General features: G+C 38.4%; 31 protein-coding genes. 14 read left to right on the top strand and 17 right to left on the bottom strand.

The features are described from left to right. Positions 1-106: 106 nt before the first annotated feature. The 4 genes from ACNSTQ_RS10025 to ACNSTQ_RS10040 form a co-directional block, all read right to left on the bottom strand. A complete protein-coding gene (locus ACNSTQ_RS10025; RefSeq protein ID WP_418199831.1) occupies positions 107-1,852 on the bottom strand; it encodes an ABC transporter ATP-binding protein in 1,746 nt (581 codons plus the stop codon). Positions 1,853-2,122: 270 nt separating this feature from the next. Then, positions 2,123-2,653 (bottom strand): DUF402 domain-containing protein, encoded by a 531-nt coding sequence (locus tag ACNSTQ_RS10030; protein ID WP_418199704.1) that lies wholly within the window; start codon positions 2,651-2,653, stop codon positions 2,123-2,125. 18 nt (positions 2,654-2,671) lie between these two features. Next, complete coding sequence (locus ACNSTQ_RS10035) at positions 2,672-3,127, bottom strand: DUF3939 domain-containing protein (RefSeq protein WP_418199705.1); 456 nt, start codon at positions 3,125-3,127, stop codon at positions 2,672-2,674. A gap of 571 nt (positions 3,128-3,698) precedes the next feature. Further along, a complete protein-coding gene (locus ACNSTQ_RS10040; protein WP_418199706.1) occupies positions 3,699-3,893 on the bottom strand; it encodes a gamma-type small acid-soluble spore protein in 195 nt (64 codons plus the stop codon). A gap of 181 nt (positions 3,894-4,074) precedes the next feature. Here ACNSTQ_RS10040 and ACNSTQ_RS10045 point away from each other — a divergent pair, with 181 nt between their 5' ends. The 4 genes from ACNSTQ_RS10045 (at position 4,075) to ACNSTQ_RS10060 (ending at position 7,165) form a co-directional block, all read left to right on the top strand. Continuing rightward, complete coding sequence (locus ACNSTQ_RS10045) at positions 4,075-4,296, top strand: cytosolic protein (RefSeq protein WP_418199707.1); 222 nt, start codon at positions 4,075-4,077, stop codon at positions 4,294-4,296. 198 nt (positions 4,297-4,494) lie between these two features. After that, on the top strand, positions 4,495-5,646 hold the full coding sequence (locus ACNSTQ_RS10050) for an LL-diaminopimelate aminotransferase (protein ID WP_418199708.1): 1,152 nt from the start codon (positions 4,495-4,497) through the stop codon (positions 5,644-5,646). A gap of 12 nt (positions 5,647-5,658) precedes the next feature. Next, on the top strand, positions 5,659-6,621 hold the full coding sequence (locus tag ACNSTQ_RS10055; RefSeq protein WP_418199709.1) for an NADPH:quinone reductase: 963 nt from the start codon (positions 5,659-5,661) through the stop codon (positions 6,619-6,621). A 208-nt stretch (positions 6,622-6,829) separates the two neighbouring features. Beyond that, a complete protein-coding gene (locus ACNSTQ_RS10060) occupies positions 6,830-7,165 on the top strand; it encodes a hypothetical protein (protein ID WP_418199710.1) in 336 nt (111 codons plus the stop codon). Between the two features lie 245 nt (positions 7,166-7,410). On the opposite strand, the gene ACNSTQ_RS10065 is transcribed toward ACNSTQ_RS10060, so the two are convergent. Genes ACNSTQ_RS10065 through ACNSTQ_RS10095 form a run of 7 tightly spaced genes read right to left on the bottom strand, consistent with a single transcriptional unit; the run spans position 7,411 to position 13,025 of the window. Further along, on the bottom strand, positions 7,411-7,941 hold the full coding sequence (locus ACNSTQ_RS10065; protein WP_275119468.1) for a chromate transporter: 531 nt from the start codon (positions 7,939-7,941) through the stop codon (positions 7,411-7,413). Beyond that, on the bottom strand, positions 7,938-8,504 hold the full coding sequence (locus ACNSTQ_RS10070; RefSeq protein WP_418199711.1) for a chromate transporter: 567 nt from the start codon (positions 8,502-8,504) through the stop codon (positions 7,938-7,940). Before ACNSTQ_RS10070 ends, ACNSTQ_RS10065 begins: the two co-directional genes overlap by 4 nt. Before the next feature lie 22 nt (positions 8,505-8,526). Then, positions 8,527-10,140, bottom strand: coding sequence for a gamma-glutamyltransferase family protein (locus ACNSTQ_RS10075; RefSeq protein WP_418199712.1), 1,614 nt, complete (start codon positions 10,138-10,140; stop codon positions 8,527-8,529). Between the two features lie 36 nt (positions 10,141-10,176). Beyond that, positions 10,177-10,830: a 5,6-dimethylbenzimidazole synthase gene (gene bluB / locus ACNSTQ_RS10080; RefSeq protein WP_418199713.1), complete on the bottom strand. Its 654-nt coding sequence runs from the start codon at positions 10,828-10,830 to the stop codon at positions 10,177-10,179. A gap of 12 nt (positions 10,831-10,842) precedes the next feature. Continuing rightward, positions 10,843-11,601 carry an SDR family NAD(P)-dependent oxidoreductase gene (locus ACNSTQ_RS10085; RefSeq protein WP_418199714.1) on the bottom strand — a complete coding sequence of 253 codons (759 nt, stop codon included), beginning with the start codon at positions 11,599-11,601 and terminating at the stop codon, positions 10,843-10,845. Between the two features lie 5 nt (positions 11,602-11,606). Next, the gene (gene mutY / locus ACNSTQ_RS10090; protein ID WP_418199715.1) at positions 11,607-12,692 is read right to left on the bottom strand and encodes an A/G-specific adenine glycosylase; all 1,086 of its coding nucleotides are present in this window, start codon (positions 12,690-12,692) and stop codon (positions 11,607-11,609) included. Between the two features lie 18 nt (positions 12,693-12,710). Next, positions 12,711-13,025, bottom strand: coding sequence for a hypothetical protein (locus tag ACNSTQ_RS10095; RefSeq protein WP_418199716.1), 315 nt, complete (start codon positions 13,023-13,025; stop codon positions 12,711-12,713). A gap of 526 nt (positions 13,026-13,551) precedes the next feature. Between ACNSTQ_RS10095 and ACNSTQ_RS10100 the strand changes: the two genes are divergently transcribed. After that, positions 13,552-14,535 carry a metal-dependent hydrolase gene (locus ACNSTQ_RS10100; RefSeq protein WP_418199717.1) on the top strand — a complete coding sequence of 328 codons (984 nt, stop codon included), beginning with the start codon at positions 13,552-13,554 and terminating at the stop codon, positions 14,533-14,535. Positions 14,536-14,603: 68 nt separating this feature from the next. Here the strand turns inward: ACNSTQ_RS10100 and ACNSTQ_RS10105 are convergent, their stop codons facing one another. Further along, a complete protein-coding gene (locus ACNSTQ_RS10105; protein ID WP_418199718.1) occupies positions 14,604-14,870 on the bottom strand; it encodes a YfhJ family protein in 267 nt (88 codons plus the stop codon). A gap of 140 nt (positions 14,871-15,010) precedes the next feature. Here ACNSTQ_RS10105 and sspK point away from each other — a divergent pair, with 140 nt between their 5' ends. Both sspK and ACNSTQ_RS10115 read left to right on the top strand, forming a co-directional pair. After that, positions 15,011-15,157: a small, acid-soluble spore protein K gene (sspK, locus tag ACNSTQ_RS10110; RefSeq protein WP_418199719.1), complete on the top strand. Its 147-nt coding sequence runs from the start codon at positions 15,011-15,013 to the stop codon at positions 15,155-15,157. A 45-nt stretch (positions 15,158-15,202) separates the two neighbouring features. Further along, positions 15,203-15,349, top strand: coding sequence for a YpzG family protein (locus tag ACNSTQ_RS10115; protein ID WP_075388112.1), 147 nt, complete (start codon positions 15,203-15,205; stop codon positions 15,347-15,349). A gap of 176 nt (positions 15,350-15,525) precedes the next feature. Here the strand turns inward: ACNSTQ_RS10115 and ACNSTQ_RS10120 are convergent, their stop codons facing one another. The 3 genes from ACNSTQ_RS10120 to recX form a co-directional block, all read right to left on the bottom strand. Further along, complete coding sequence (locus ACNSTQ_RS10120) at positions 15,526-15,834, bottom strand: YfhH family protein (protein ID WP_418199720.1); 309 nt, start codon at positions 15,832-15,834, stop codon at positions 15,526-15,528. An 81-nt stretch (positions 15,835-15,915) separates the two neighbouring features. Further along, complete coding sequence (locus tag ACNSTQ_RS10125) at positions 15,916-17,589, bottom strand: L-lactate permease (protein ID WP_418199721.1); 1,674 nt, start codon at positions 17,587-17,589, stop codon at positions 15,916-15,918. A gap of 95 nt (positions 17,590-17,684) precedes the next feature. After that, positions 17,685-18,491: a recombination regulator RecX gene (gene recX, locus ACNSTQ_RS10130; RefSeq protein ID WP_418199722.1), complete on the bottom strand. Its 807-nt coding sequence runs from the start codon at positions 18,489-18,491 to the stop codon at positions 17,685-17,687. A gap of 194 nt (positions 18,492-18,685) precedes the next feature. On the opposite strand from recX, the gene ACNSTQ_RS10135 reads away from it, so the two are divergent. The 7 genes from ACNSTQ_RS10135 to ACNSTQ_RS10165 all read left to right on the top strand — a co-directional run bounded on the left by ACNSTQ_RS10135 (position 18,686) and on the right by ACNSTQ_RS10165 (position 23,569). Beyond that, positions 18,686-19,609 carry a TIGR01777 family oxidoreductase gene (locus ACNSTQ_RS10135; RefSeq protein ID WP_418199723.1) on the top strand — a complete coding sequence of 308 codons (924 nt, stop codon included), beginning with the start codon at positions 18,686-18,688 and terminating at the stop codon, positions 19,607-19,609. A 110-nt stretch (positions 19,610-19,719) separates the two neighbouring features. Continuing rightward, positions 19,720-19,830, top strand: a complete 111-nt coding sequence (locus ACNSTQ_RS10140) for a YfhE family protein (RefSeq protein WP_275119455.1) — start codon at positions 19,720-19,722, stop codon at positions 19,828-19,830. A 150-nt stretch (positions 19,831-19,980) separates the two neighbouring features. After that, a complete protein-coding gene (locus tag ACNSTQ_RS10145; RefSeq protein WP_418199724.1) occupies positions 19,981-20,139 on the top strand; it encodes a YfhD family protein in 159 nt (52 codons plus the stop codon). A 631-nt stretch (positions 20,140-20,770) separates the two neighbouring features. Continuing rightward, entirely contained in the window at positions 20,771-21,295 is a 525-nt protein-coding gene (gene ectA, locus ACNSTQ_RS10150) for a diaminobutyrate acetyltransferase (protein ID WP_418199725.1), read from the top strand. A gap of 121 nt (positions 21,296-21,416) precedes the next feature. Then, the gene (gene ectB / locus ACNSTQ_RS10155; RefSeq protein ID WP_418199726.1) at positions 21,417-22,700 is read left to right on the top strand and encodes a diaminobutyrate--2-oxoglutarate transaminase; all 1,284 of its coding nucleotides are present in this window, start codon (positions 21,417-21,419) and stop codon (positions 22,698-22,700) included. Between the two features lie 106 nt (positions 22,701-22,806). Continuing rightward, the gene (locus tag ACNSTQ_RS10160) at positions 22,807-23,193 is read left to right on the top strand and encodes an ectoine synthase (RefSeq protein WP_275119450.1); all 387 of its coding nucleotides are present in this window, start codon (positions 22,807-22,809) and stop codon (positions 23,191-23,193) included. 175 nt (positions 23,194-23,368) lie between these two features. After that, on the top strand, positions 23,369-23,569 hold the full coding sequence (locus ACNSTQ_RS10165; protein WP_418199727.1) for a PLDc N-terminal domain-containing protein: 201 nt from the start codon (positions 23,369-23,371) through the stop codon (positions 23,567-23,569). On the opposite strand, the gene ACNSTQ_RS10170 is transcribed toward ACNSTQ_RS10165, so the two are convergent. Continuing rightward, positions 23,570-23,872, bottom strand: a complete 303-nt coding sequence (locus ACNSTQ_RS10170) for a hypothetical protein (protein WP_418199728.1) — start codon at positions 23,870-23,872, stop codon at positions 23,570-23,572. A gap of 191 nt (positions 23,873-24,063) precedes the next feature. After that, on the bottom strand, positions 24,064-24,228 hold the full coding sequence (locus tag ACNSTQ_RS10175) for a hypothetical protein (RefSeq protein ID WP_418199729.1): 165 nt from the start codon (positions 24,226-24,228) through the stop codon (positions 24,064-24,066). Between the last annotated feature and the right edge of the window lie 232 nt (positions 24,229-24,460).

The raw sequence follows: 24,460 nt of genomic DNA on the forward strand, positions 1-24,460 counted from the left end.
TTCCTTGATTTCAACAACAACAAAAGTATACGACAACAGCTTTCTTGAATAAAACTCCTCTTTCAGCTTGAGTTCCAATTATCATTAAACCGGCTGCGTTTTCTTATTAGTTCAACTGCTGCACTTCAAAAAGCCTTTTGTAACTGCCATTCTTTTTCATCAGCTCATCATGTGTACCAATTTCAGCAATTCCTCCGTCTTCTACAACGACAATTCGGTCAGCATGAGTAATCGTCGACAGGCGATGAGCAACAATAAAGGTCGTTCGGTTTTTCGCTAAAATTTCTAGGGCTTCTTGAATGTAGTGTTCACTTTCTAAGTCGAGTGCGGATGTAGCTTCATCGAAGATTAAGATGGGAGGATTTTTTAGGAAAACTCTCGCAATTGCAATCCGTTGTTTTTGACCGCCTGACAGCTTAACTCCCCGTTCACCTACTTCAGTTTCGTATCCATTAGGTAAATTCATAATAAAATCATGGGCATTAGCGGCCATAGCTGCAGCGATGACTTCATCGTCGGAAGCACTAGGATTCCCCATCAAAATATTCATCTTAATTGTGTCACTAAAAAGGATATTATCCTGCAACACCATGCCAATTTTATCTCGAATACTTTGAACTTCGTAATTTCGAATATCGTATCCGTCAATTTCAATACAACCCTCTGTCACATCATAAAATCTTGGTATTAAACTAATGATTGTACTTTTCCCTCCGCCACTCATTCCAACGAAGGCGATCGTTTCTCCAGCTTTTACTTCTAAATTAAAATCTTTTATAACCGTTAAACTGTCTTCATCGTAACGGAATGTCACATTCTTAAAAGAAATATCACCTTTTACATACGTTAAAGGTTTAGCATTTTCAAGGTCTACAATGTCGTACTTTTCATCCAAAAATTCAAATACACGATCCATTGAAGCAATCGACTGAGTTAAAGTTGTCGAAGAATTAACAAGCCTTCTAAGCGGATTGTACAGACGCTCCATGTACATTACAAAAGCCACCATTGCCCCAATTTCTACCCGTCCTGTAATGACAAAATATCCTGAAACAAGAATGACAAGAAGTGGAGCTACATCCGTTATCGTGTTAACCACCGCAAATGTCTTTGCATTCCAGCGAGTTTGGTCAAGCGCTCTCTCTAGAAAATGTCCATTTCGATTTGCAAATTGCTCTTTTTCGTAATTTTCTAAAGCAAAGCTTTTAATTACATTCATGCCTTGAATTCTCTCATGAAGGTGACCCTGAACTTCTGCCAGTGCTTGAGATCGGACTCTTGTTAAGTGACGCAATCTAGAATAAAAGAATTTTATAGAAAATCCATAGAATGGGAACATGCAAATCGCAACTAAAGTTAACCAAGCGTTCATTGAGAACATAATCGCCAGTGCTATTAATATTGTAAATAAATCGAGCCAAATATTCATCAAGCCTGTGATGACGAAGTTTTTCGTTTGCTCGACATCGTGAATGACTCTCGAGATAATTTCCCCGACTTTTCGGTTCGAATAGTAACGGAGACTTAGTTTTTGGATATGTGAAAACAGCTTTTTTCGGATATCATATAATACTTTACTTCCAATCCATTGCGCATAGTATTGTCGATAATACTCAATCGGCGGCCGCACAACTACGAAAACAAAAAACATAATGCCCATTAACCAAAGTAATTTTGTGATTTTTTCATCTTGTAATAATGTTTCCGCTAATACGATGTCATCAATAACATACTTCACAATTAGCGGTGTTAATAGCGGAATCCCAAATTTAAAAATACCGATACAAACAGCGACTGCAACGATCTTCCAATACGGCTTTACAAATTGTAAATATCTTCTAATAGAGGTCAGATCGATCCCCCCATATCAATAATATGTATTACGTGCTTCTCAGTCCTTTAATTTAATCAATGAACGGATTTTGACCGAAATAACGGCCTCTAATTCCACTATTTCAATCCTGCAAATCCAATAGCAACAGTTTACGAAAACAGTCTTATAAAAAAAGGCAGACTCAATAACAAGTATCTGTCACCTTATTAAGATGTACAGAGTGTTACCCTTTTATGGGACACCCTATATATCAAAATATGAGGAGAACAGATACTTATGAGTCAGCCTCTATAGTCGATATTGTAAAAAGCGCTCGTACCACATTTCAACGAATTGAGGTGCAAATGGCCCCTTACGTTGGTGGATCCAAGAAATGAGTTCTTCTACATTTCGTTCTAAAATATGATCGAGTTGATCAGGATATTTCATTTGCTTTCGATGAACTTCATATTCATCTTCATCTAAAAGCTTATAAGTCATATCAGGAAAAACTTTAATATCTAAATCATAATCAATATACTTTAACGCTTCTTCATCCCATGTAAAAGGGGAGCCTAAATTGCAGTAATAGTAAATCCCGTCCGATCTGATCATACCAATTGTATTAAACCAATGATTTGCATCAAAATAACATATAGCCGGCTCACGTGTCCGCCATTGGCGACCATCTGCTTCCTTCACTAATATACGGTCATTACCACCAATTACTACTTTTGACGTCCCTTTTAGTACCACGGTTTCTTCCCAGACGCGATGAATGAAGCCATTATGTTTATAGCTCTGGACTTGAATAACACTTCCAGTCTTGGGAAAATCCATGAATTGCTCCTTTCTCGCTTACTGATTTGGACGCCGGTGTGTAACTAAATGGTCATTAGGATCGATATATAACGGGTAGTCGGGCTGCTCATGATGTATATATTCCTTAATTAGAAAGTAACTAATTCGAAATGTTGGATCTCCCGGCATAACTGGGATCTCATTTTTTTCACTTATATATTGATCGACACCAATTTGTACTTTATCAATTGTTCTTGCCTTTTCAGCGTCTTCAAATACTTCAAACGTCTCTTTTGACATGTAAAATTTTTGCTTAGGTATACCTTTTAGAATACCTTTTAGTAATTTAAAGTTAATGGAATGATCATCGTTAACGAACGACCGTAACGAAATCCCCATTGGCATATCACTTGCACATTGCTTGATTGCCTGTCTTACTTCGTCAATTGAAACATCAATCTCTTGTTGATTTCTTTCTTCTTCCTCCTTTTTTCGGTTCTTCTTCCAGAACATAACGGTTCTCCTTCCGATAAGAAAAAATATAAAACGGTTCACTGCTTACGCCACAAAAAGTTTTCTCTATATTATTATACATTTTTAAAATTTATTTTAAAATGAATAACCCAATTATTTACGGATTCAGTTTGAAGAAATTACACTTACACCAATGAGCATGACTCAAATGAGCCGAGGTGGAAAGTGTTCAGGTTGAAACGTAAGGAACCACTTTATTATGTAGAAAGAGAGCTTTGTACCAACCATTAGATAACGAATTTTACTTATAATGGCAAAAAGTATTCCTAAGTGGTGACTTAAAGTCAGTTCTCTCCAATTAATGGTATTATTTTACTCTAAGTTATTATTTAAACACTTTAAATTCTATTTAATGTAAGATAGTTGACCTAAATATCTGTGTGTAACTTAAATATTACAGATAATAGTAATCATTTACTTTAGTCCACTCTCGTTCATTTGAGGGGATGATCTTCTAAATGACTGTAATGCTCCTATTATTGTCACCCGCTCCCCACGTAAAAAAGCACTTTCTGAACGTCTCTCAGAAAGTGCCTTTCGTCAATAATAATTATTGACCTTGTTGGTTTGAAGAAGCTTGTTGCTTACGTTGTGCTGATTGCTGGTTTTGCTGACGTACTTCTTGTGCATCAGTTTCACTAGCAAATTCAGTGTTGTAGCTTTGCCCTTGAGCAGAAGCAGCGTTTTGCTGTCTCACTTGTTGAGCGTTAGTTTTAGATGCTTGGTTTTGTTGGTTGTTATTCATGAGTCTCACCTCCACAGAAATTAATTTGTCCTGAAGTCCATCACTTTATCCAAAAATTTTCCCGAAATTTTTTTTACAAAAAGATGTAGTTTCCCCATCAACTATTCTTGCCATTGTCAAGCATAGGACAAGTGCTTCACACAAACACTATGAGTATTATTAGATAAGGGGGACACTCTGTATGTACGTAGGACGCGACATGACTGAACTCTCAATGATGTCTAAAAAAGATTGGTCTGATAAGGAGTTGGCTTATTTTCATAAAGGCTTACAGCAAATGACTCCATATTTAAATTCAGAAGGCGTTACCATTCATCGTGAAATCATAAAAGAAATAGAACATAGAGGTGGCTTTAAACAAGAAGCAGACTATGAGCATGGCAGTCAAATTCATTATGACTAATTGTGAAGTAATTCATCTGCTCCCGTAATGAAAGAGGACACAGCTGCAAAAACTGTGTCCTCTTTCTTAATGATCCTCCCCCTGGCTCACCACTCAAAAGAAGTTAAAAAATTTAAATTCAATTCAGCCGTATAAATAGGCAAAGCTTTTAATTTCCGTTAGAATATTCTGTAAAGGAATGAATTGGAGGATAATATAATGATCAACCCTTCACGGAGATTAGAACATTTAACTACGAGTGTTTTTTCTGAAATGGCTGGACGAAAAAGAGAAAAACTGAGTCAAGGAATAGATATGATTGATTTAAGTATCGGCAGTCCCGATCAACCACCGCCACAACACGTTCGAAAAATATTTGCTGAAGAAGTACTTCGTGACCATTCTTATCAATATGCTATCAATAGTACACAAGCATTTAATGAAGCTGTCGTTTATTTTTACAAAGAAAGATACGGCGTTGAAATTCAACCGCCAAGTGTCCTGCAACTCATGGGCTCACAAGATGGTTTAGCTCATATCGCTTTAGCCTACTTAGATGAAGGAGATGTTATTATTGTTCCTGACCCTGGGTACCCGATTTATTCAGCTTGTGCACATATTGCTGGAGCTGAACTTTATTATGTTTCATTAACGGAAGAAAATCAGTTTATGCCTGACTTGGATGTGATCCCAGATGATATTAAAGAACGCGCTAAACTAATGATTGCAAACTATCCTGGGAACCCAACGGCTGCCTTAGCAGATAAAAGCGATTTTGAAGAATTAATTCAATTTGGTATGGATCATAATATATTAATCCTGCATGATTTTGCTTACTCTGAACTTCTATTTGATGGAAGAGAACCATTAAGTATTTTCTCAATCCCAGGTGCTGAAAAAACAGCCATTGAGTTTAATTCCTTATCGAAAAGTTTTAATATGGCTGGGGCAAGAATTGGTTACGTAATTGGTGATCCACACTTTCTTCAACCACTCGCTGTGTTAAAATCACACTTAGACTATGGCGTATTTTTGCCCGTCCAACAGGCAGCAGTTGAAGCTTTAACAGGAGACTTTACTTTTCTAGAGCAGCATTGTCAAACCTATGAACGTCGCCGAAATGTTTTTGTTCAGGCGCTCCAAGAAATAGGTTGGAATGTGAGGCAACCTGATGGCGGTATGTTTGTGTGGGCCAAGGTCCCTTCTCACTATTCTTCGATGTCGTTTGCACTTGCTGCATTAGATGCTGGTGTTGTCGTGACACCTGGTAATGCATTTGGTAACAGCGGTGAAGGTTACGTACGGATTGCTTTAGTTCAAAATGAAGAAAAATTAAAGGAAGCAGCCCATCGGATAAAGGCTATTTTATAGGAGGTCATAAAAATGAAAGCAGTTGCTTATCAAAAACATGGCGGACCCGAAGTTCTTGAAATCATCGAGATCGATAAGCCGTCGCTACAACCAGATGAAGTGTTAGTGAAAGTAGGCGCGAGCGGCGTGAATCCAGTTGATACATATTTTCGATCGGGTGTCCGTCCCGTTGAACAATTTCCGTATATCCCCCATTTTGATTTAGGTGGTACGATCGTTGAAGTCGGAAAGAATGTCACCAAGTGGAAGGTCGGTGACCGTGTTTGGGGCACAAACATTAAAGGAACAGCAGCAGAATTTGTCTCGGTACCAGAAGATAAGGTATTTCCACTTGCAAGTCATCTCAGTGAAGAAGACGGTGCTGCTTTATCCATGGCTTTTGTAACTGCCTATTTATCATTGTTTAACAGGGCAAAATTAAGTGCCGGCGAGACTGTACTCATTTACGGGGCTGCTGGCGCGGTTGGAAATGCTGCTGTTCAGCTTGCCAAACAACACGGGGCTAAAGTGATTGCAACCGCAAGTTCTGCTGAAAAAGCAACCATTGCGAGTAATGCGGGTGCTGATAAAGTGGTGCTCTATAATGAAACAAATTTAGTCGATGAGGTGAATGCTTGGACGAACAACGAAGGCGTTCCCGTCATTTTGGATGTTTCATTAAGTGAGAACATGGAGACTAATTTTGAAGCCTTAGCAAACGGAGGCCGGATTGTTACGATTGGTTCACCGAAAAACAATACACCGACATTACCGTGGCGCTATTTAAATATGAAAAATGCCTCGTTAATAGGTGTACTATTATTTAAGGCTCCACCACATGAATTAAAAAATGCAGGTGAAGAAATCTCTAGGCTTTTTGCTCAAAAAAAGTTATCAACTCATATTGGTAAAGCGTTCGACTTTAAAGATGCCGCCAAAGCTCATGAAGCAATCGAAAGTAAAAGTTTTAGCGGAAATATTCTAATTAAGTTTTAAAATGTTTATAAACACTCCCTCTTGCAAAAGCTAACAAGAAAAGCGCAAGGCGCCTGCTTATCGGCGACAAGCGCTGGAGGCCAACAATAAGTGTCTTGCTTTTTAGACACGTTTGGTGGACCGAAGCGACCTCGAGCCGATGGCGCCTGGAGCTAGACATCTTCGAGTTTTCTTATCTTTCTAAATGAGTAAAGGGGGAGTCTTTTTCATGGGAAAAGACATTTATTACGTCAATTTAAACCCGATTAGTATGGACAACATCAGTCGTACACCCGTCCATGACGGTCAGATGATTGAATATGAAATTGAAGCGACAGACGAGCAATACCGCGAACTTCAAAAGTTGTTACAAGAAGTCCAAGCTCATGATCTTGAAGCCGCTGACCTTTTTACATTTAAACACTTTAATGAAGAGTTTACCGAAGCAGACCGCAGAGAGACACAGCGTGGACTTAATCAAGTTTATCGAACGATATACGAACTCGGTACACCTCAGACCAAACAAGCATTAGAAGAAATTCATTTAATGGAAAACGAGGAATAGCGAGTTTAATCGCTTTAGGCCTAATACTAGGGTAAACCTTTTTTCTATAGGGTACTTCAGCGATACAAACCATTCAATCACAAGTAAAAACACATGTAATTTCGAACAAGAAATTACATGTGTTTTTCTATTTCAGTATCAAATAATTTATCACTACGTATTGATAATTTTACAGACTCAAAAGCCCTTATTTTAATAAAATACACCATTTGAAAGCAATTAGCTTCACAATAGCTCTGTCTGACTTACCCTAAGAACACCGCGCCATATACTAATGCACCGGCAATAACGAGTGCAGGGTGCACTTTCCATTTTTCTAAAAGTAATAAACTAATCACAATGAGTAGCCCTGTTTGCCAAACTCCGGTTGCTTCGTAGGAAGAAGCGAAGAAACGATACGCTAATACACCTAATAAAACAGCGATCGTTGGGCGGATCAACATCGTCATTTTCTTTACTTTTGGTGAATGACGGAATTTATATAGAAGGCTCAGTAATGCAATCATTAAGACGAGTGAAGGTGCTACAGTAGCAAAGACACCGACAATCGCACCGAGTACTCCTCCTTGCTCATAACCGACGAAGCCTGCCATCTTTGTTGCAATTGGGCCTGGCAACGCATTCCCTAATGCTAACACTTCCCCAAATTCGTCAACAGTCATCCACCCATAGCGATGAACGACTTCATGCTCAATTAGCGGAATAGAGGCTGGTCCGCCGCCATAACCGATAATCCCCGGAATAAAGAAGGCAATAAATATTTCAACATAAATCATGATGGGTCAGCCTCCTTCTCGGTAGATTTTTTCTTTCCGCCAACTAGGGCATAAGCGAGGAGAATAGCGATTATAATTCCCGGATGGATTCCTAAAAACTCAATAATAATTAATGAAATGATAACTAACGCTGATGTTTTTACCCAGCCGAGCCCTTCTCTTCCTTTATCAAAAAATTGCCAAGTTAAGGCAGCCATCATTACACCGACAACAGGAAGAACCCCATGTGTCATTCCTTGAACCCACGCTTGATCTTTATATGCGGCTAAGGACGTTAAAAATAAAATCATTAAGATAATCGTCGGAACAATGGATGCCATAATAGCATTTAACATCCCCAGATAGCCACCTACTCGGTATCCAATATAACCTGCCATTTTTGTTGCAATCGGTCCTGGAAGTGTATTACCAATAGCAAGGATGTCTCCAAACTCGTCATTATCCATCCATTTATATCGCTCGACAACCTCTTTTTGAACGAGAGGGATGGACGCAGGTCCACCCCCGTAACCAAATATCCCTACTCTAAAAAAAGCTATAAATATTTCCCACTGTAATTTCATGTTTGTTGGATTTCCTTTCTATTTACCAGACAGCAATTGCCCCATCTGTACGCATCTCGGTTCCACCTGCTAAAACACCCGTTTTAGGATCACGCCAAATAATTTGTCCTCTGCCAAAACTGCCGGAATGAGGTGCAATCTGAACTTGATGGCCTTTTGCTGCTAACGCTTGGACCAAATGACTTGGCATCGATTGCTCTACTAATACCGTCTTGTCCTTCATCCACTGCCAACGCGGTGCATCTAATGCAGCTTGAGGGTTTAATTGGAAATCGATAGTATTCATAACCACTTGCATATGACCTTGTGGTTGCATAAATCCACCCATTACTCCAAACGAACCGACAGCTTCATTATCTTTTGTTAAGAAGCCGGGGATAATGGTATGGAACGTCTTTTTATTTGGTGCAAGAGCGTTATCGTGGTTTGGATCCATCGAAAAGTTATGACCACGGTTTTGCAGGCCAATTCCCGTGCCTGGAACTACAAGACCCGATCCAAAGCCCATGTAATTACTTTGAATGAACGACACCATATTTCCTTCTTCATCGGCTGTTGCTAGATATACGGTTCCGCCTCGAGGTGGTTCTCCTGCTTCAGGCAGTAGAGCCTCGTCTCCTATTAAATCTCTTCTTGCTTTTGTATATTCTTCAGATAATAGCTTGTCCACAGTTGTTTTCATATGCTTCGGTTCAGTAATATACTTCATGCCATCGACAAACGCTAATTTCATTGCCTCAATTTGCTTATGTAATGTGTCCACACTATCGCGATGAGAAAACTCATACCCTTTTGCAATGTTTAATGCCATAAGTGCTATGAGACCTTGACCACTCGGCGGAATTTCCCATACGTCGTAGCCGCGGTAATTCACACTAATAGGGTCAACCCATTCTGGTTTATAGTTTTGTAGATCTTCCTTACGTAAAAAGCCACCATATTCTTGTGAAAACGCATCAATCTTGTCTGCGAGTTCACCTTCATAAAAATCTTTTGCATTCGTTTCAGCAATGGCTCTTAATGTGTCAGCATGACCTTTCGATGACCAAACTTCTCCTACTTCCGGCGGTTTGCCACCTGGTGCGAACGTTTCAAACCAATGTTTGAATTCATCGCCATTTAATTGTTTTTTGTAGCTGTTATAAGCACCTTTCCAGAAATAAGCTAACACTGGAGATAACGGATAGCCGTTTTCTGCATACTCAATCGCTGGCTGAAGTACTTCTTTTAAAGATAATTTCCCGAACTTTTCCGATAATTCTGCCCACGCTGCCGGCACACCTGGGACCGTAACTGGAATCCAGCCAAATTTCGGGATTTCTTCATGTCCTTTTTCTTTAACTGCATCGATAGAAATGGAGCTCGGTGAAGGCCCGTTTGCATTTAACCCGTGTAATTTCCCCTTGGTCCAAACAAGAGCAAATGCATCCCCGCCAATTCCATTGGATGTAGGTTCCACTACCGTCAGACAAGCTGCTGTAGCTATTGCTGCATCAATTGCATTTCCACCTTTTTTTAAAATATCTAGGCCTGCTTGAGCAGCAAGTGGTTGAGAAGTTGCTACCATTCCTTTTTTGCCGTATGTGACCATTCGCTGTGATGAATATGGATACTCATTTCCTTTTTCTAATAGCATGTAACTGCCCCCTTTTTTGATGTGTTACATTTACGTTTATTCTACTTTGTTTCCCCATTTTTCTGCAAAAATAAGTCCGTCTAATTGACGTCTTTTCTCCCAACCTTCAGCTTCTAAAATTGGTTTTTCAGGATAATTATCTGTATATCCAATGGAAAGAAGAGCGACGGGATCGACATGTGGTGGAATATTTAATATATCTCTTATATCGTTTTTTTTGTAAAAGCTGACCCAGCCTAAGGCTAATCCTTCTACAGTAGCCGCCAGCCACATGTTTTGAATCGCGCATGCTGTAGACATTACGTCGGTTTCAGGAATTGAGTTTCTGCCAAGAACGTGTGAACCGCCTCGAGTTGGATCACATGTTACACAGATTGTAATCGGCGCTTCTTTTAACCCTTGTACTTTTAAACCGAGAAATTTTTGATGTCTCTCATCTTTATCTTCATAATGAATCGCAAGGGCTCTCTTTTCCTTATTCGCTGCCCAAGCAAGCTTTTCTTTTACTTCTTGTGTTTGAATGGTAATAAAATTCCATGGTTGCATAAAGCCGACTGATGGTCCATCATGGCCTGCCTGAATAATGTTCATAATCGCTTCTTCAGGAACTTCTTGGCTTGTAAAAGTTCTTACATCCCGGCGGCGTTTAATGACATCGTACAGTGTTTTTTTCTGCTCGTCTGAATACATAGGATTTCCCCCTTAAAAATTCGATTTCGATTGACCACCATCAACATTCAAGGTAGCTCCAACCACCCACGATGCTTTTTCACTTGCAAGAAAAAGTACCGTATTAGCAACCTCTTCAACAGTACCAAACCGTCCAGCCGGGATTTCATTCGCAATAAACTGTTCAATTTTCTCTGGGTTTTCTTCTAATCGTCTTTGCCAATTTCCCGTTGGATGAAGGATTGAACCTGGGGCTACTCCGTTGACACGAATCCCCTCTTTAATGACTTCGTCTGCAAGAGATTTCGTAAAGCTGATCATCGCTGCCTTTGCACTATTATATGTCGGTTTACCACCAGATTCCCTACCAAATATAGATGAAATATTTACAATAGCCCCTGATTGGTGTTTCTTCATAATCGGTAACGCTAGTTTACTAAAGTGAACTGCTGAAAAGTAATTAAGCTGCATCGCTTCTTCAAACAGCGCTAAGTCTGTTTCTGTTGTGGTTGAACCATTACTTCCACCGACATTATTTATTAAAACATCAATCGTTCCAAATTCGGATAAAAACTGCTGAAACGCTTGCTCACGTTCCGTTGTATCCGTTAAATCTGCAGAAATTCCTACTACACCTTTCAACTGTTGTTCTACCTCTTTTAAAACAGAAGCATCTCTAGCCATGACCGCTACTTTTGCCCCTTCTTCGAGAAACCCTTTGGCGATTGCTTTACCAATTCCTTTGGAACCACCTGTGATTAATACAACTTTATTTCTTAGGTCTAAATCCATAACACTCACCTTCTTATTTGCTGTTCGATTATTTTCTGATGTGAAACTGGGAATGGATAGCTTTCAATCGAATTTTCATCTACCCATCTGGTATCTTCACTAGTTACATGATTTTCTGATAAAAGAGTTCCTTCATAAACCGTAATGTTCCAAACGAGATGTGAAAAAACATGTTCCACTTTTTGTACTGCACTTTCTATTTTAACAGAAATTTCGAGTTCCGAACGAAAAAATTCTTCTAAACACTCTTGTGGGCTGTCTGTACTTTTGGTTACTTCTACATTTGGAAACTGCCACAGCTTGGCTAATAAGCCTGAGTCCGGCCTTCGTTGAATGAGAACTTCCCCTTTTTGGTTTCGCAAAACAATCGCAGCCATGTTTTTTACTGTAACTTTTGTTTTCTTTTCTTTAATTGGCAGGCTTTTCTCTTTGCCGGCATGATAAGCTCGACAATGCTCGCGAACGGGACACAGCAAACAGCCAGGAGATTTCGGTGTGCAAACTAATGCTCCTAACTCCATTAATCCTTGATTAAATTCAGACGGCTTGTCCGGTGAAATCATCTTAGCTAATGCTTTTTCAAAAATAGGCCTCGTTTTTGCTTTCCCAATATCCTCTTCAATTAAGAGAACTCTTGAAATGACTCGCATGACATTCCCATCTACAGCGGGTTCAGGTTTATGATAGGCAATACTTAATACAGCCCCAGCCGTATACGGTCCTACACCTTTTAATTGACTAATATCTTTTTTGGTGTCAGGTACCTTTCCACCATAGTGCTCGACAACCTCACGTACAGCCGTTTGTAAATTTCTTACCCGGGAATAATAGCCTAATCCTTCCCACGCCTTCAGAATTTCTTGTTCTTCCGCATAGGCTAAGTCTTGTAATGTTGGAAACTTTTGTACAAAGTTATTATAATAAGGAATAACCGTATCGACACGAGTTTGTTGAAGCATCACTTCTGAAACCCAAATTCGATACGGATCATTTGTCCTTCTCCATGGTAAATCTCTTTTGTGTTCTTCAAACCAATGAACTAACTGATCTCGAAAACCGTTTATGTCAAATTCTTGTAGTATTTCTGTCAACCCTTTAACCTCCAGTTGTTACACTTCTTTCTTGGCACGAAATGCCCAACAATGAATTTTTTCTTTTCCACCTTCAACCATTGAATGAATTTTACTAAACAGATGATGCTCTTCATCTCGTCTTAATTTCTTAAGCGCCACATAATGAGCTTCAGTGGGGACTTTAAACATTTCCACATACAAATGCTCCTGATCGGTCGCTACAAACCACTGAATTTGTGACGCTTCAAAGCTTGGAAGTTCGGCAATAATATGTTCCATAGCTTGTTCATATTCGTTAACCATTTGTGATTTTATTCTATACTCCATAAAAATTTGTAAAGATTGTGTCATAATCTCAGTTCCCCCTTTTTAATAAGTGCAATTTCGGGTATAAATATAGTAATGACTTTTAGTAAGAAAAGCGGATGCAAACGCTCCATGGCGTATGTACTGTAGTGGATTTTGAACTGTCGAGCAACTTTAGCTTTGGAAAGTAGTTTTAACTACTTGTTTTTATTTTTAGCAGACTCTGAGGACCTTATTTTAACAAAAAGCAACTTTTTGAAGTGCTTTGCGGACTGAAAAGCCCTTATTTGCCTATAATCAGTTAAAAAAACGTGAATTGTCGTAAATAAAGGCTTCTGAGTCCTCCAAATTAAGAAAAGAAGCATTTTTGAAAGAAATAAGGGCCTGTGAGTCCGCTACTTGCTATGCAGTTGTAAGATACGTGTAACGTGATCCTAAACAAGGTAAAATGGCAACTATATTGAAATGTCGAAGGGGACCGGCCTATAGGCGACGACAAGTGCTCGAAGTCCGCCAATGAATGTCCCGCTCTTTGGATAATCAAGCTTCACCGAAAGGAGGTCGTTCAAACTTGGATACTGGAACTCACGTAGTTATGGGAATTGCTCTCGGTGGGCTTGCTACATTAGATCCTGTTGTAGGAAATGACCCAGTTATGAGACAAACTGTCATGGTAGCAGCAATTATCGGTTCCCAAGCACCCGATTTTGATACCGTCCTAAAATTGAGAAATAATGCCGTTTATATACGTAATCACCGTGGCATCACTCACTCCTTGCCAGCCATATTAATATGGCCTTTTATTATCGCGGGTGGAATTTCTATGCTTGTTCCTGAAGTGAATTATTTACATTTATGGCTTTGGACATTTATCGCTGTTTTCCTTCATGTTTTTGTCGACATTTTTAACGCATATGGTACACAAGCTTTGCGGCCTGTGACTCATAGGTGGATTGCTCTAGGGTCTATAAATATTTTTGATCCATTTATTTTCTTAGCGCATGTCGTCGGTATCATCTTATGGCGCTATGGATTCGATCCTGGTTATACATTTTTGACCATTTATTTCATGCTTATCTTCTATTACATATGGAGGTTTCAAGCACGTTCAAAAGTTATTGCACATGCTAAGTCTCTCCATCCAAGTGCAACTCATGTGTTTATTTCACCTACATTTCGTTGGAATCAATGGCATTTAGTGATTAGAACAAAAGAAATGTTATACGTTGCTGAATCCAAAAATCATAAAATAAATTTCTTCGAACAGTATCCGTTTGAACCGATACCTAATGATCCAATCATCAATGCAGCTAGAAAGGATGCAAACCTGTCTGCGTTTCTATCCTTTTCTCCTACGTATCGATGGGAGGTCGAAAGTATCAATGGACAACATGAGATTCGATTTATTGATTTAAGATATCGAACGAAAGGCCATTATCCGTTTGTAGCCATTGTTCAGTTAGATGAAAATCTTGAAATCATAAGTTCCTATACAGGTTGGGTATATAGTGAAGAAACGTTAAAACGAAAACTACAACTCTCTACACAATCATAGGGTTGACTCTTAAGTGTCTCGCTTTTACTGACACTTGAGTCGACCTCTTTTAATGCAATTTAATGAAACTAATTTTTAAAACTGTCGTCTTCAAGTAAGTGTTTAAATTTTTCATTTTTTGAAGCATATTTATGCAAGTAAGGTCCATAATTAGTGATCCATTGCAACACAATTTGTTCCGTTTTTTCAGGCCCCTCATACGTTCTTCCTGATTTTGCTCGTGTCGCTTCAAAATCTTCCCATAAATTCTCCACCCATTTTCGGGCTTGTCCATAGGATAATTCATCATTTCGTTTAAGTAATTGATCAGCTAAGCGTTCAATTCGCTCATTCATTAAGGCTTCCTCCTCTAACAATTATTGCATATCATATGATCGCTTGTACCATCTCATACTAGGAGAGAAGCACAAGCAACTCAGTACTTGCTTCAATGTTTGGTTCAACTTTAAGTTGTCGTAAAAAGGAGGGTTCACCGATGCGTAACAAAGAGAAAGGATTTCCAAACCGTAAATCATTTTCGGGAGAACCAAGAGCAAAAGAAGAGTATTCTTCTAAACGAGCTGATGGCAGTATTCGGGATCATCCGCAAGAGAGAATGATGCAATCGAATCAATCCCGCTAATGACACTGATTTCATTTCTCTAAGCTATCTAGGAGGTGTTTTACCTTGCATAAGGTAAGAGGCAAAAACTATGCTGATCCATTCCAATCTCCACGAGCTAATCCAAAGCATGCTTTCCATCAAGTGAACGGTGAGACAGAAAGAGGCCTCCACAACTACGTTCTTAAAGTCCAAACAAGAAAACGTTCATAATTTCCATTGAATGTTTTCCTAATATTTTCCTTCCTTATTTTGAAAAGGAGAAGCAACTCCTCTGCTTCTCCTTTTTTAAAATTTATTTTGTTGGTTTTGGGCTAGGGTGTCAATTGAAAGCACATCCTGCTCCTCCAATTAATGTGTTGCTAATTATTAGCCAGCCCTTTGCTTCCCTATTTTAATTTTAATACTGAAATCGGAACTCCTTCTAGCTCGCTGCTTCCATTGCGATACCCCCACGCAAACCTTCCATTCATGTAAGAAATTAAAAAGCTCGATTGTTCATCAATCATTTCATACGTCTCGCCAGGAAGATAATCATCAGGGTTTAACAAGTATGCTTTTGCAATAATCATTTTGCGCTCATACACTGCAAACTCGCTAGCCATCCCCATTTGTTCTGCTTTTTTAGCTTTTTCGTTTAATTGAGCAATTTCATTATTAAGTTCATATGTGGTCATTTCACTAAAACGCTTTTCCATTCCATTACGCCTCCATCGGCTTATTTCTATCTGTATTTATTATAATGGATTTTACACCATGGGACCAATAACAAGCCTGATCTACAAAATGATATAGGCATAAATTAATCCAATCACACCTGAAAATAAGGCATAATAAAACATTGGCAATAATGTTAATCGAATAATTGCACCTTCCTTCCCTAATAAGCCGACAACTGAAGCAGCTGCGACAACGTTAAGTACACAAATCATATTTCCACCGTTCGACCCCAACACTTGTAACGCAAGTACTAACGTAGGGTCAACTCCAATTTGATCGGCAACGCTAAACTGAAATAGCGAAAACATCATATTACTGAATGTTGCACTACCTGACACAAATGATCCTAGCGCTCCAATGAAAGGAGCTACTAACGGCCAACTGCCGCCTAATGCTGCGGAAGCCGTATTAGCTAGCTCCATCGGCATACTTTCCAATCCAGAAGCGTTCACTCCAGAATTAATAAAGATCCGAACCATCGGCACCGCTGTAAATAATGTAACCGCACTTCCAACGACCGCTTGAGCAGAGGAACCAAAAGTCGTTTTGATTTTTTCAAAGTTCATCTTATGAATAACAAATGTGATTAAGACGACTAGTACAAAAATGGTCCCAGGTAAATAAAGTGGTTCAAGAGCGGTACTTATATTCGTATTTAAAATATTCGGCCAGCTCCATCTCACAGACTGAAACCAAGCTTTAAATGGCAGGACCTCAAGACGGGTAAGCACAAGAAACAGCCCGACTAAAAGGTATGGAACCCATGCCATAACTAGACTTAACGATGGTCCTTTCTCTTCTTTTTTTCGGGAAGTTAACACCTTTCCTATCCAATCTGGTGACCATTTATCAGTGGGTGCAAAATCCCACGCCTTTTCAGGAAGAAGAAAGCCGCGTTTCGCTGCTGGAACAACGATTAACAGTCCGAACAATCCACCGAAAATAGACGGAAATTCAGGCCCTAGAAACACAGCTACTACTAGGGCGGGTACTGTGAATGCGAGTCCTGCAAACAAAGCAAACTTCCATACTTGTAACCCTTCTCGCCAAGATTTATTTTCACCAAAAAAACGAGTTAACATGACGACAAGAATGAGCGGCATAAAGGTGCCAACAAAAATATCAATTTGCATGACTTGTGCTCCAACACCTTTTACATATTCACCAATTTGAGTTGGATCCGTTAAGTATGGTGTTACAACAGCAGCTACTTGAGAGCCTTCTTGCAATCCTTGCTCAACCCCGACAATGATAGGTGTTCCAACGGCTCCAAACGAAACCGGACTACTGTCGGCGATTAGCGCTAATACGACCGCTGCTAATGGAGGAAAACCTAGTGCAACGAGAAGAGGCGCAGCAATTGCAGCAGGTGTACCAAAGCCAGCTGCCCCTTCAATAAAAGCCCCAAACAGCCAAGCAATGATAATAAGCTGGACTCTTCTATCCGGACTTATCTCTAAAAAGCTATTACGAATAGTAGTAATTGCCCCACTCAGTTGCAAAGTATTTAATAATAAAATAGCCCCGAATACAATATATAAAATTGAAAAACCAATAATAATACCTTCAATTGATGCTGCGACAATTTGTACAAAAGGAACTTTCCAATAAAGGTACGCCAGTAAACCTGTTGCTATTAAGCTAATTGGCATCGCCTTCATAGCAGGCATCCTCATAACAACTAAGAATAATAAAACGGCAAGGATTGGAGTTAAAGCAATGATGCTGTTCACGATTGTTTACTCCCTTTCTGATGTAAGATAAACCAATAATAACAAAGTTTGTGCAACACTTCACAATATCTTTGTTATTATTTTATGACATTTTATTATTCCCTACTATCCTCTAAATATTGATCAATTAGATCAATTGGAAACCCCTTTTGGTACAGCCATTGCTTCAATTTATAACGATATTCATATTCACTTAGATGAGCAAACTTTTTCTTACCTTTCTCTCCTTGATGGAGAATTGCTTCCCATTGTTGATCTTTATTAAACGACACAACATTTTCTTTTATCCCTTCTTCAATAACTTCATAGGAGAACCCCTTTGATAAAAGTTGTCGTATGATTTTTTGTTGATAGGCTTGCTCGGATTCTTTTAATGTCTTTCTGGCTTGTTTTTCTACCCATTTCATAATATGGTCTAGCTGCTCCGCATAGCTATATTCATCAAGAGCCTCTTCTGCCAGTTTTTTGTTAACGCCTTTCTTAAGTAACTCCTGTTCAATTACTTTAGGGCCTTTTACTCCTGTATTTTTTTTCGTTCGTACAAAAGCCACCGCAAAATCATTGTCATTTAAAAAGTTATATTCGTTAAGCTTTCCGATGACCTGATGAATCTCCCATTCTTCGTATTCTTTTTTCTTTAAATAGTCGACAACTTCTTTTTCTGATCTCATTCGATAAGACAAATAGGACAAAGCTAAGTTGTAGGCTTTTTTTACTTTATCTTGAGATAAAATTTTCTCTAATTCCTCAACATCGATCTCCATGCCTTTTTTTAACTGCCATGAAATAAGGACATCTTGATCTACACTAAATCCGTACTCTTCTCCTGCGCCTTGATTAATAAAAACATTAAACCGTTCCGTGTTATTTTTTTGTGTTGTAATTTTTGTAATGACAGCCATACATATCACCCATCTACTTTCCTTAATTATTAATGATCATTTTAAGTATACTGAAAGGCCAAAGTTTTCGCTCTTTCCATTTATAAAGTTTTATTTACGTGATCATTTTTCTTTTGTTAAGTTTATAAATTACTTATACTATAATTAAACAACAATTGAACGCAATATATACTCATTTGAAGGGCAGTGGTTGTATGAATATCGCAATAGCTGGTGGTACTGGATTTATCGGTACAGCCTTAACTGAATATTTCATATCACAAAGTCATCAAGTTTATATTTTAACGCGAACACCTAAAGAAAAGAAGGCGAACGTTCATTATGTTCAGTGGTTAGTTTCAGGAGCTAAACCAGAAGAAAGACTTCCTCCTCTTGATGCCTTTATTAATTTAGCTGGAGATTCTATCGGCACTGGACGCTGGACAGAACAAAAGAAAGCGCGGATCTTAAAGAGTCGCATTAAAGCTACAAATACGGCTATAACGTTACTTCAACAGCTAGAACATAAACCTAGTGTATTTGTTAATGCCTCAGCCATTGGCATTTACGGGCACTCTACCACCCACACGTTTACAGAAGATGACGTCGCAGGTGGTGAAAACAACTTTCTAAAAGAAGTGGTACTTCAGTGGGAAACAGAAGCGCTGAAAGCAAATGAGCTTGGAATTCGAACCGTTCTTCCTCGCTTAGGTTTAGTTCTAGATAAAAATGAAGGCGCATTGCCAAAGATGTTACTGCCTTATCGTTTGTTTGCTGGAGGCGCTTTAGGCTCAGGCGACCAATGGTATTCTTGGGTTCATATTCAAGATGTCGTTCGACTTATTGATTTTGTTATTAAAACGAACGAGATCGAAGAAGCGATCAACGTAGTTTCTCCGCAGCCAGTTCAAATGAAAGAAATGGGTAAAACTATCGCAGCTGTTCTTAAGCGCCCCCATTGGTTACCTACCCCAGCCTTTGCTCTTAAACTATTATTAGGAGAAATGAGCTCATTACTCCTGCAAGGACAACGTGTTTTACCTGAAAAAGCGCTTCGTCACGGATTTAAATTTAATTATTCAACTATAGATGGCGCGTTGCATGATTTATTAAGACAGGATGTTCATTCTGAACGTTAATTCATATTTCTCATCAAAGAATAAAAAATAAATTCATTTGTTAAGTTAGAATATTTTTCCTCTTACTTACTCATACTATTTGTATTACTTCATTACTAGGAGGAATCATTATGGAGAAAAAGAAACGTCGTGACCAACAGGAAAGACATACTCTTAAGAAGGCTCAACAAGTTACGTATCAATCCGATTTTAAAGCTGCTGACCGTGCTGCTCGCAGATAGTAGATGCCAGGTACTCCACTTCGAGTACCTTTTTTTTTGGAAATTATTTTATAACATGAACGAACTGTACCTGTCTAAAACTAGTAGTAGGTGTTGTTGATGAGTGAGGAAAATCTGCAGCACCACTACTACTAAGGGGAGTGTTTTCAAATGGGTAAAAAGAAAAAGAAACAACAGCAAATCGCAAACGTTGATAATGATGGAATGGACGTAGAATATTCCGCTGAATTAGCTGATGCTGAGGATATTGAAGCAAATGCGCGTGGAGCAGCTGCAGATCGTCGTGCCAAAAAGAAGAAAAAGAAATAAAACAAGAAAAGCTCCAGCGCTCCGTTGCGACTTATACTTAGCTTATAAGCTGTGTTAGATTATACTGTTGAGATCGGTTGATTTTGGGCTCATCGTGTGAAATATTAATTTCACACGCCTTTGAGAAAATGAAGATTGAAAAAATAGCCCAAAATCAACAGTACTCTATAACAGCGCTACCTTTTAAAAAGCTGACTTATGAGCCTGTTGCTTATAAGTCAGCTTTTCAATTGTCCAACGAAGCCACCATCCTTGACTCATCAAATATGGATCCTTATCCTTCCCTTAATCCCCAAGAAAAGCGCCTATTTTAAGTTACCTCTAAGACATCAATTACGCATCATTAATTTCTTTGCTTCTTATTTCGTCATGTTTTGTAAGATTTACTCACATTTTTTCAAATTGTTCGAAAACATAAAGATATGGAAGGAATATGAAAGATACGTGCTCTTACTAGATGGCAACGTAAGTCATCCTGATTAATCATGAATTATCAATAAATAGCTGGTTTGCTTTAATTTCCACATCCCCTTATCATTTATAATAGCTAAAATAAATTTTAATAAAACCATCCATTTAAGGAGGAATACGTTATTATTTACAATAAAATGCGATTTGTAGGTGAAAAGCGATGAGTCAATTAACAAAGACAATTACCCAACCGATTCCGAATGTTACTTTTGAAAAGCCTTCTGTTGAAGATGGCGCCGCCATGTGGGAACTTGTAAATAACTCTACGCTCGATTTAAATTCTTCTTACAAATACATTATGTTTTGTGAGTTTTTTGCAGACACTTGTGTCGTAGCAAAAGAAAATGACAAACTTGTAGGTTTCGTAACAGCCTTCATCCCCCCTACTAAACCAGATGTCATTTTTGTCTGGCAAATCGGAGTGGACGCTTCTCAACGAGGAAAAGGTCTTGCATCTCACCTCTTACAAGAGTTGATTATCCGAGAAGGTTGCCAAACTATTAATTATCTTGAAGCCACTGTTACACCTTCTAATCAGGCCTCTCAATCACTATTCCGACGCCTAGGGCGAGATCTCAATACAAAATGTGAAGTACTAGAATGTTTCTCAGAAGACTTGTTTCCTGGAGACGACCATGAAGCAGAACTGACTTTCCGAATTGGACCATTTAATCAAGATAAGTAAGCATTTATTAAAAAAACTCTCGGAAGATGAATGATTCGATCGGTACATGTGAAAAACTTCACAAATTATTATTGATGAATAATTCCTTTCTTACAAAATAAAAGGAGGATCTATTATAAACATGGAAACTAATAATTTAAGTATATTTAACGAATTAGAATCTGAGGTGCGTAGTTATTGCAGAAGTTTTCCTGCTGTTTTTAACAAGGCTAAAGGCTACAAACTTTGGGATGTCGAAGGTAACGAGTATATTGATTTCTTCTCAGGTGCTGGAGCTTTAAACTACGGGCACAATGATCCAAAAATGAAAGCGAAATTAGTGGATTATATTTTAAATGATGGTATTGCTCATTCTTTAGACAAAGCGACAGCAGCAAAGGCTGAGTTTCTAGAAAAATTCAATACTGTCATTCTTCAACCTCGGAATATGGAATACAAAGTTATGTTCCCTGGACCAACAGGAACGAATACAGTGGAAAGTGCATTAAAGCTTGCAAGAAAAGTAACTGGTCGTACGGATGTCATTAGCTTTACCAACGGTTTTCACGGTATGACAATTGGGTCTCTATCAGTTACAGGTAATTCTTTTAAGCGTAAGGGTGCCGGTATTCCATTGCAACATGTCGTAACTATGCCATATGACAGCTTCGTCAATGACGAACTCGACACTCTGGAGTATCTCGAGCGCTTTTTAGAAGATAACGGAAGTGGAGTTGAAATTCCTGCCGCAATGATCCTCGAGACAGTCCAAGGTGAAGGGGGCATTAATGCTGCCCGTTTCGAGTGGCTACAAAAAGTAGAAAGCATTTGTCGCCGTTTTGGGATTTTACTCATCGTCGATGATGTTCAAGCTGGTGTGGGTAGAACAGGTACTTTCTTCTCTTTTGAAAAAGCAGGAATTACACCAGATATTGTCTGCTTATCAAAATCAATTGGCGGCTATGGTTTACCACTTGCATTAACACTAATTAATCCAAAATATGATATTTGGGAGCCGGGCGAGCATAACGGAACATTCCGTGGAAATAACTTAGCCTTTGTTACAGCTACTGAAGCACTTACTTATTGGGAAAATGACTCTTTTGAAAAGAGCATTCAAGAGAAATCTGAGAAGATTACTGATTTCTTAGTCGGCCTTACTGTGAAATATCCGCAAATTAAAGGTACTGTACGCGGTCGAGGTTTTATGCAAGGAGTTGCAACAGAAGTAGACGGTCTCGCTTCTGATATTGCCAAAGCTGCCTTCGAGCGAGGACTTATTATGGAAACAGCAGGTCCAGACGATGAAGTGTTCAAACTCTTCCCTGCCCTTACAATTGATAATGAAGGCTTGGAAAAAGGGTTTGCCATTATCGAAGAATGCATAAAAAGTTTAGTAAACGAAAAAGAACCTGTATCGTCCTAAAAACAAAGGCAACGCTTAACCGTAGCCAACTTATAGCATTACAGCTCAAATTCATACATTACAGAATAACACCTATAAAAACACACAATACTGGAGGAAAATTAAAATGAAAGTTGTTAAATTAGAAGATATTATTGGAACTGACCAAGAAGTAAAAGGAGAAAACTGGACTAGTCGCAGACTATTATTAAAGAAAGATGGTATGGGTTATTCCGTTCACGATACAATCATTAAAGCTGGAACTGAAACACATATTTGGTACCAAAATCATCTTGAAGCCGTTTACTGCATTGAAGGTGATGGTGAAGTAGAAACATTAAGTGATAATAAAATCCACCCTATTTCTGCTAATATGATTTATGCTTTAGATAAGCATGATGAGCATTTACTGCGTGCCAATACAGATATGCGTATGGTTTGTGTATTCAATCCTCCAATTACTGGAACTGAAACACATGATGAAAACGGAGTATATCCAGTAGTAGAAGACTAATTCTCTGTTTTACTAACTACAAACTTGTTCACTAAAAAAGGCTGTGCCGCGGAATTTTGTTCCGATGGCACAGCCTTTTCTTATCCTAATTAAGATGCTCTACTATTCATAATTCTGTTAGCTAATCATAGTATGATAAAATAAATGAGTATTATTATGTAAAGGAGACATTTATATGGAAGTATTTGCAGCCGCTAGTATTGTCTTATTTTTTATATTCGGTTTGTTTTTATTAAATATATTTACTAGTATTTGGGCTTACCGTGATGCAATTAGTAATGGAAATAGTAAAGAATATGCCCTGCTCGTACTAATTGGAACGTTATTTTTCCCAGTCCTCGGATTAATCATTTATTTTTTCATTCGAAATGACTAATTAATGTAAAAAGATCTTTTCAAATTTTATATGCTTCGCGTTAATTCCAATCGTCTCTAATAACTCTTTCACATCATCTAAGGAATTTGCAGGATAAGCTGACCTGCAAATATGGTCTGTTTTTGATAATTTCTCTTCCGTTATCACTTCTTCGGGTATGATATCTTTCATTGAAGTGATGACTTTAATCACTTCTTCGTCTCTCTCAAACGAAATAAGACCAGTAACATTGTTATATAACATAATAAGCGGTACATTTGTTAACGGATGAACAAAATGCGCTTTAAAAATAGCTTGTTCCATAAATTAACTCCTCCTCCTTACTTAGTTCATATTCTAACACGAAAAAAGACGATCTGACACAAAAATGAGGATGACTCATAAGCATCTGTGCTAGTGGCACTTACACAACTATAGCTACTCATAAATTGTAGTAACTATATAATAAATGTGCCTGGCAGTGTTTGCCACTTGAGTTCATCCTCTTTTTTTATTTATTTGTTCATTTTACTATCAATCTCATCTAAGTGTTTAGCCGCATCTCTTGCAGTAAGTGTTTCAATCGAGTGTGCAATTCGATTTCCAATGATCATAAAGCCTAAGAAAAGGGAGAAAAACATGATTACAAAAACGACAACAAAGCCTTCAAATAAACTCATATGTCCCCTCCTTGTAACTTGCTTTATGAAACTATATGAAACCGAGTCTCGTTATATGCGAATTAAAACATTTCATTCCTCGTAAAATTGAAGAACTTTTGAACTTATGAGTGTGCAGAAAAAAGGCAATAAAAAGACACGAAAACAATGTAAAATGTACCCTATAGAGTAGACACTTTAAAAAAGTCTCTCTGTAGGGTATTTTTATATTTAAAGATAAAACAGGAATTGG

It is taken from the genome of Alkalihalobacterium sp. APHAB7 (assembly GCF_048323755.1).
Lineage (GTDB): Bacteria > Bacillota > Bacilli > Bacillales > Bacillaceae_F > Alkalihalobacterium.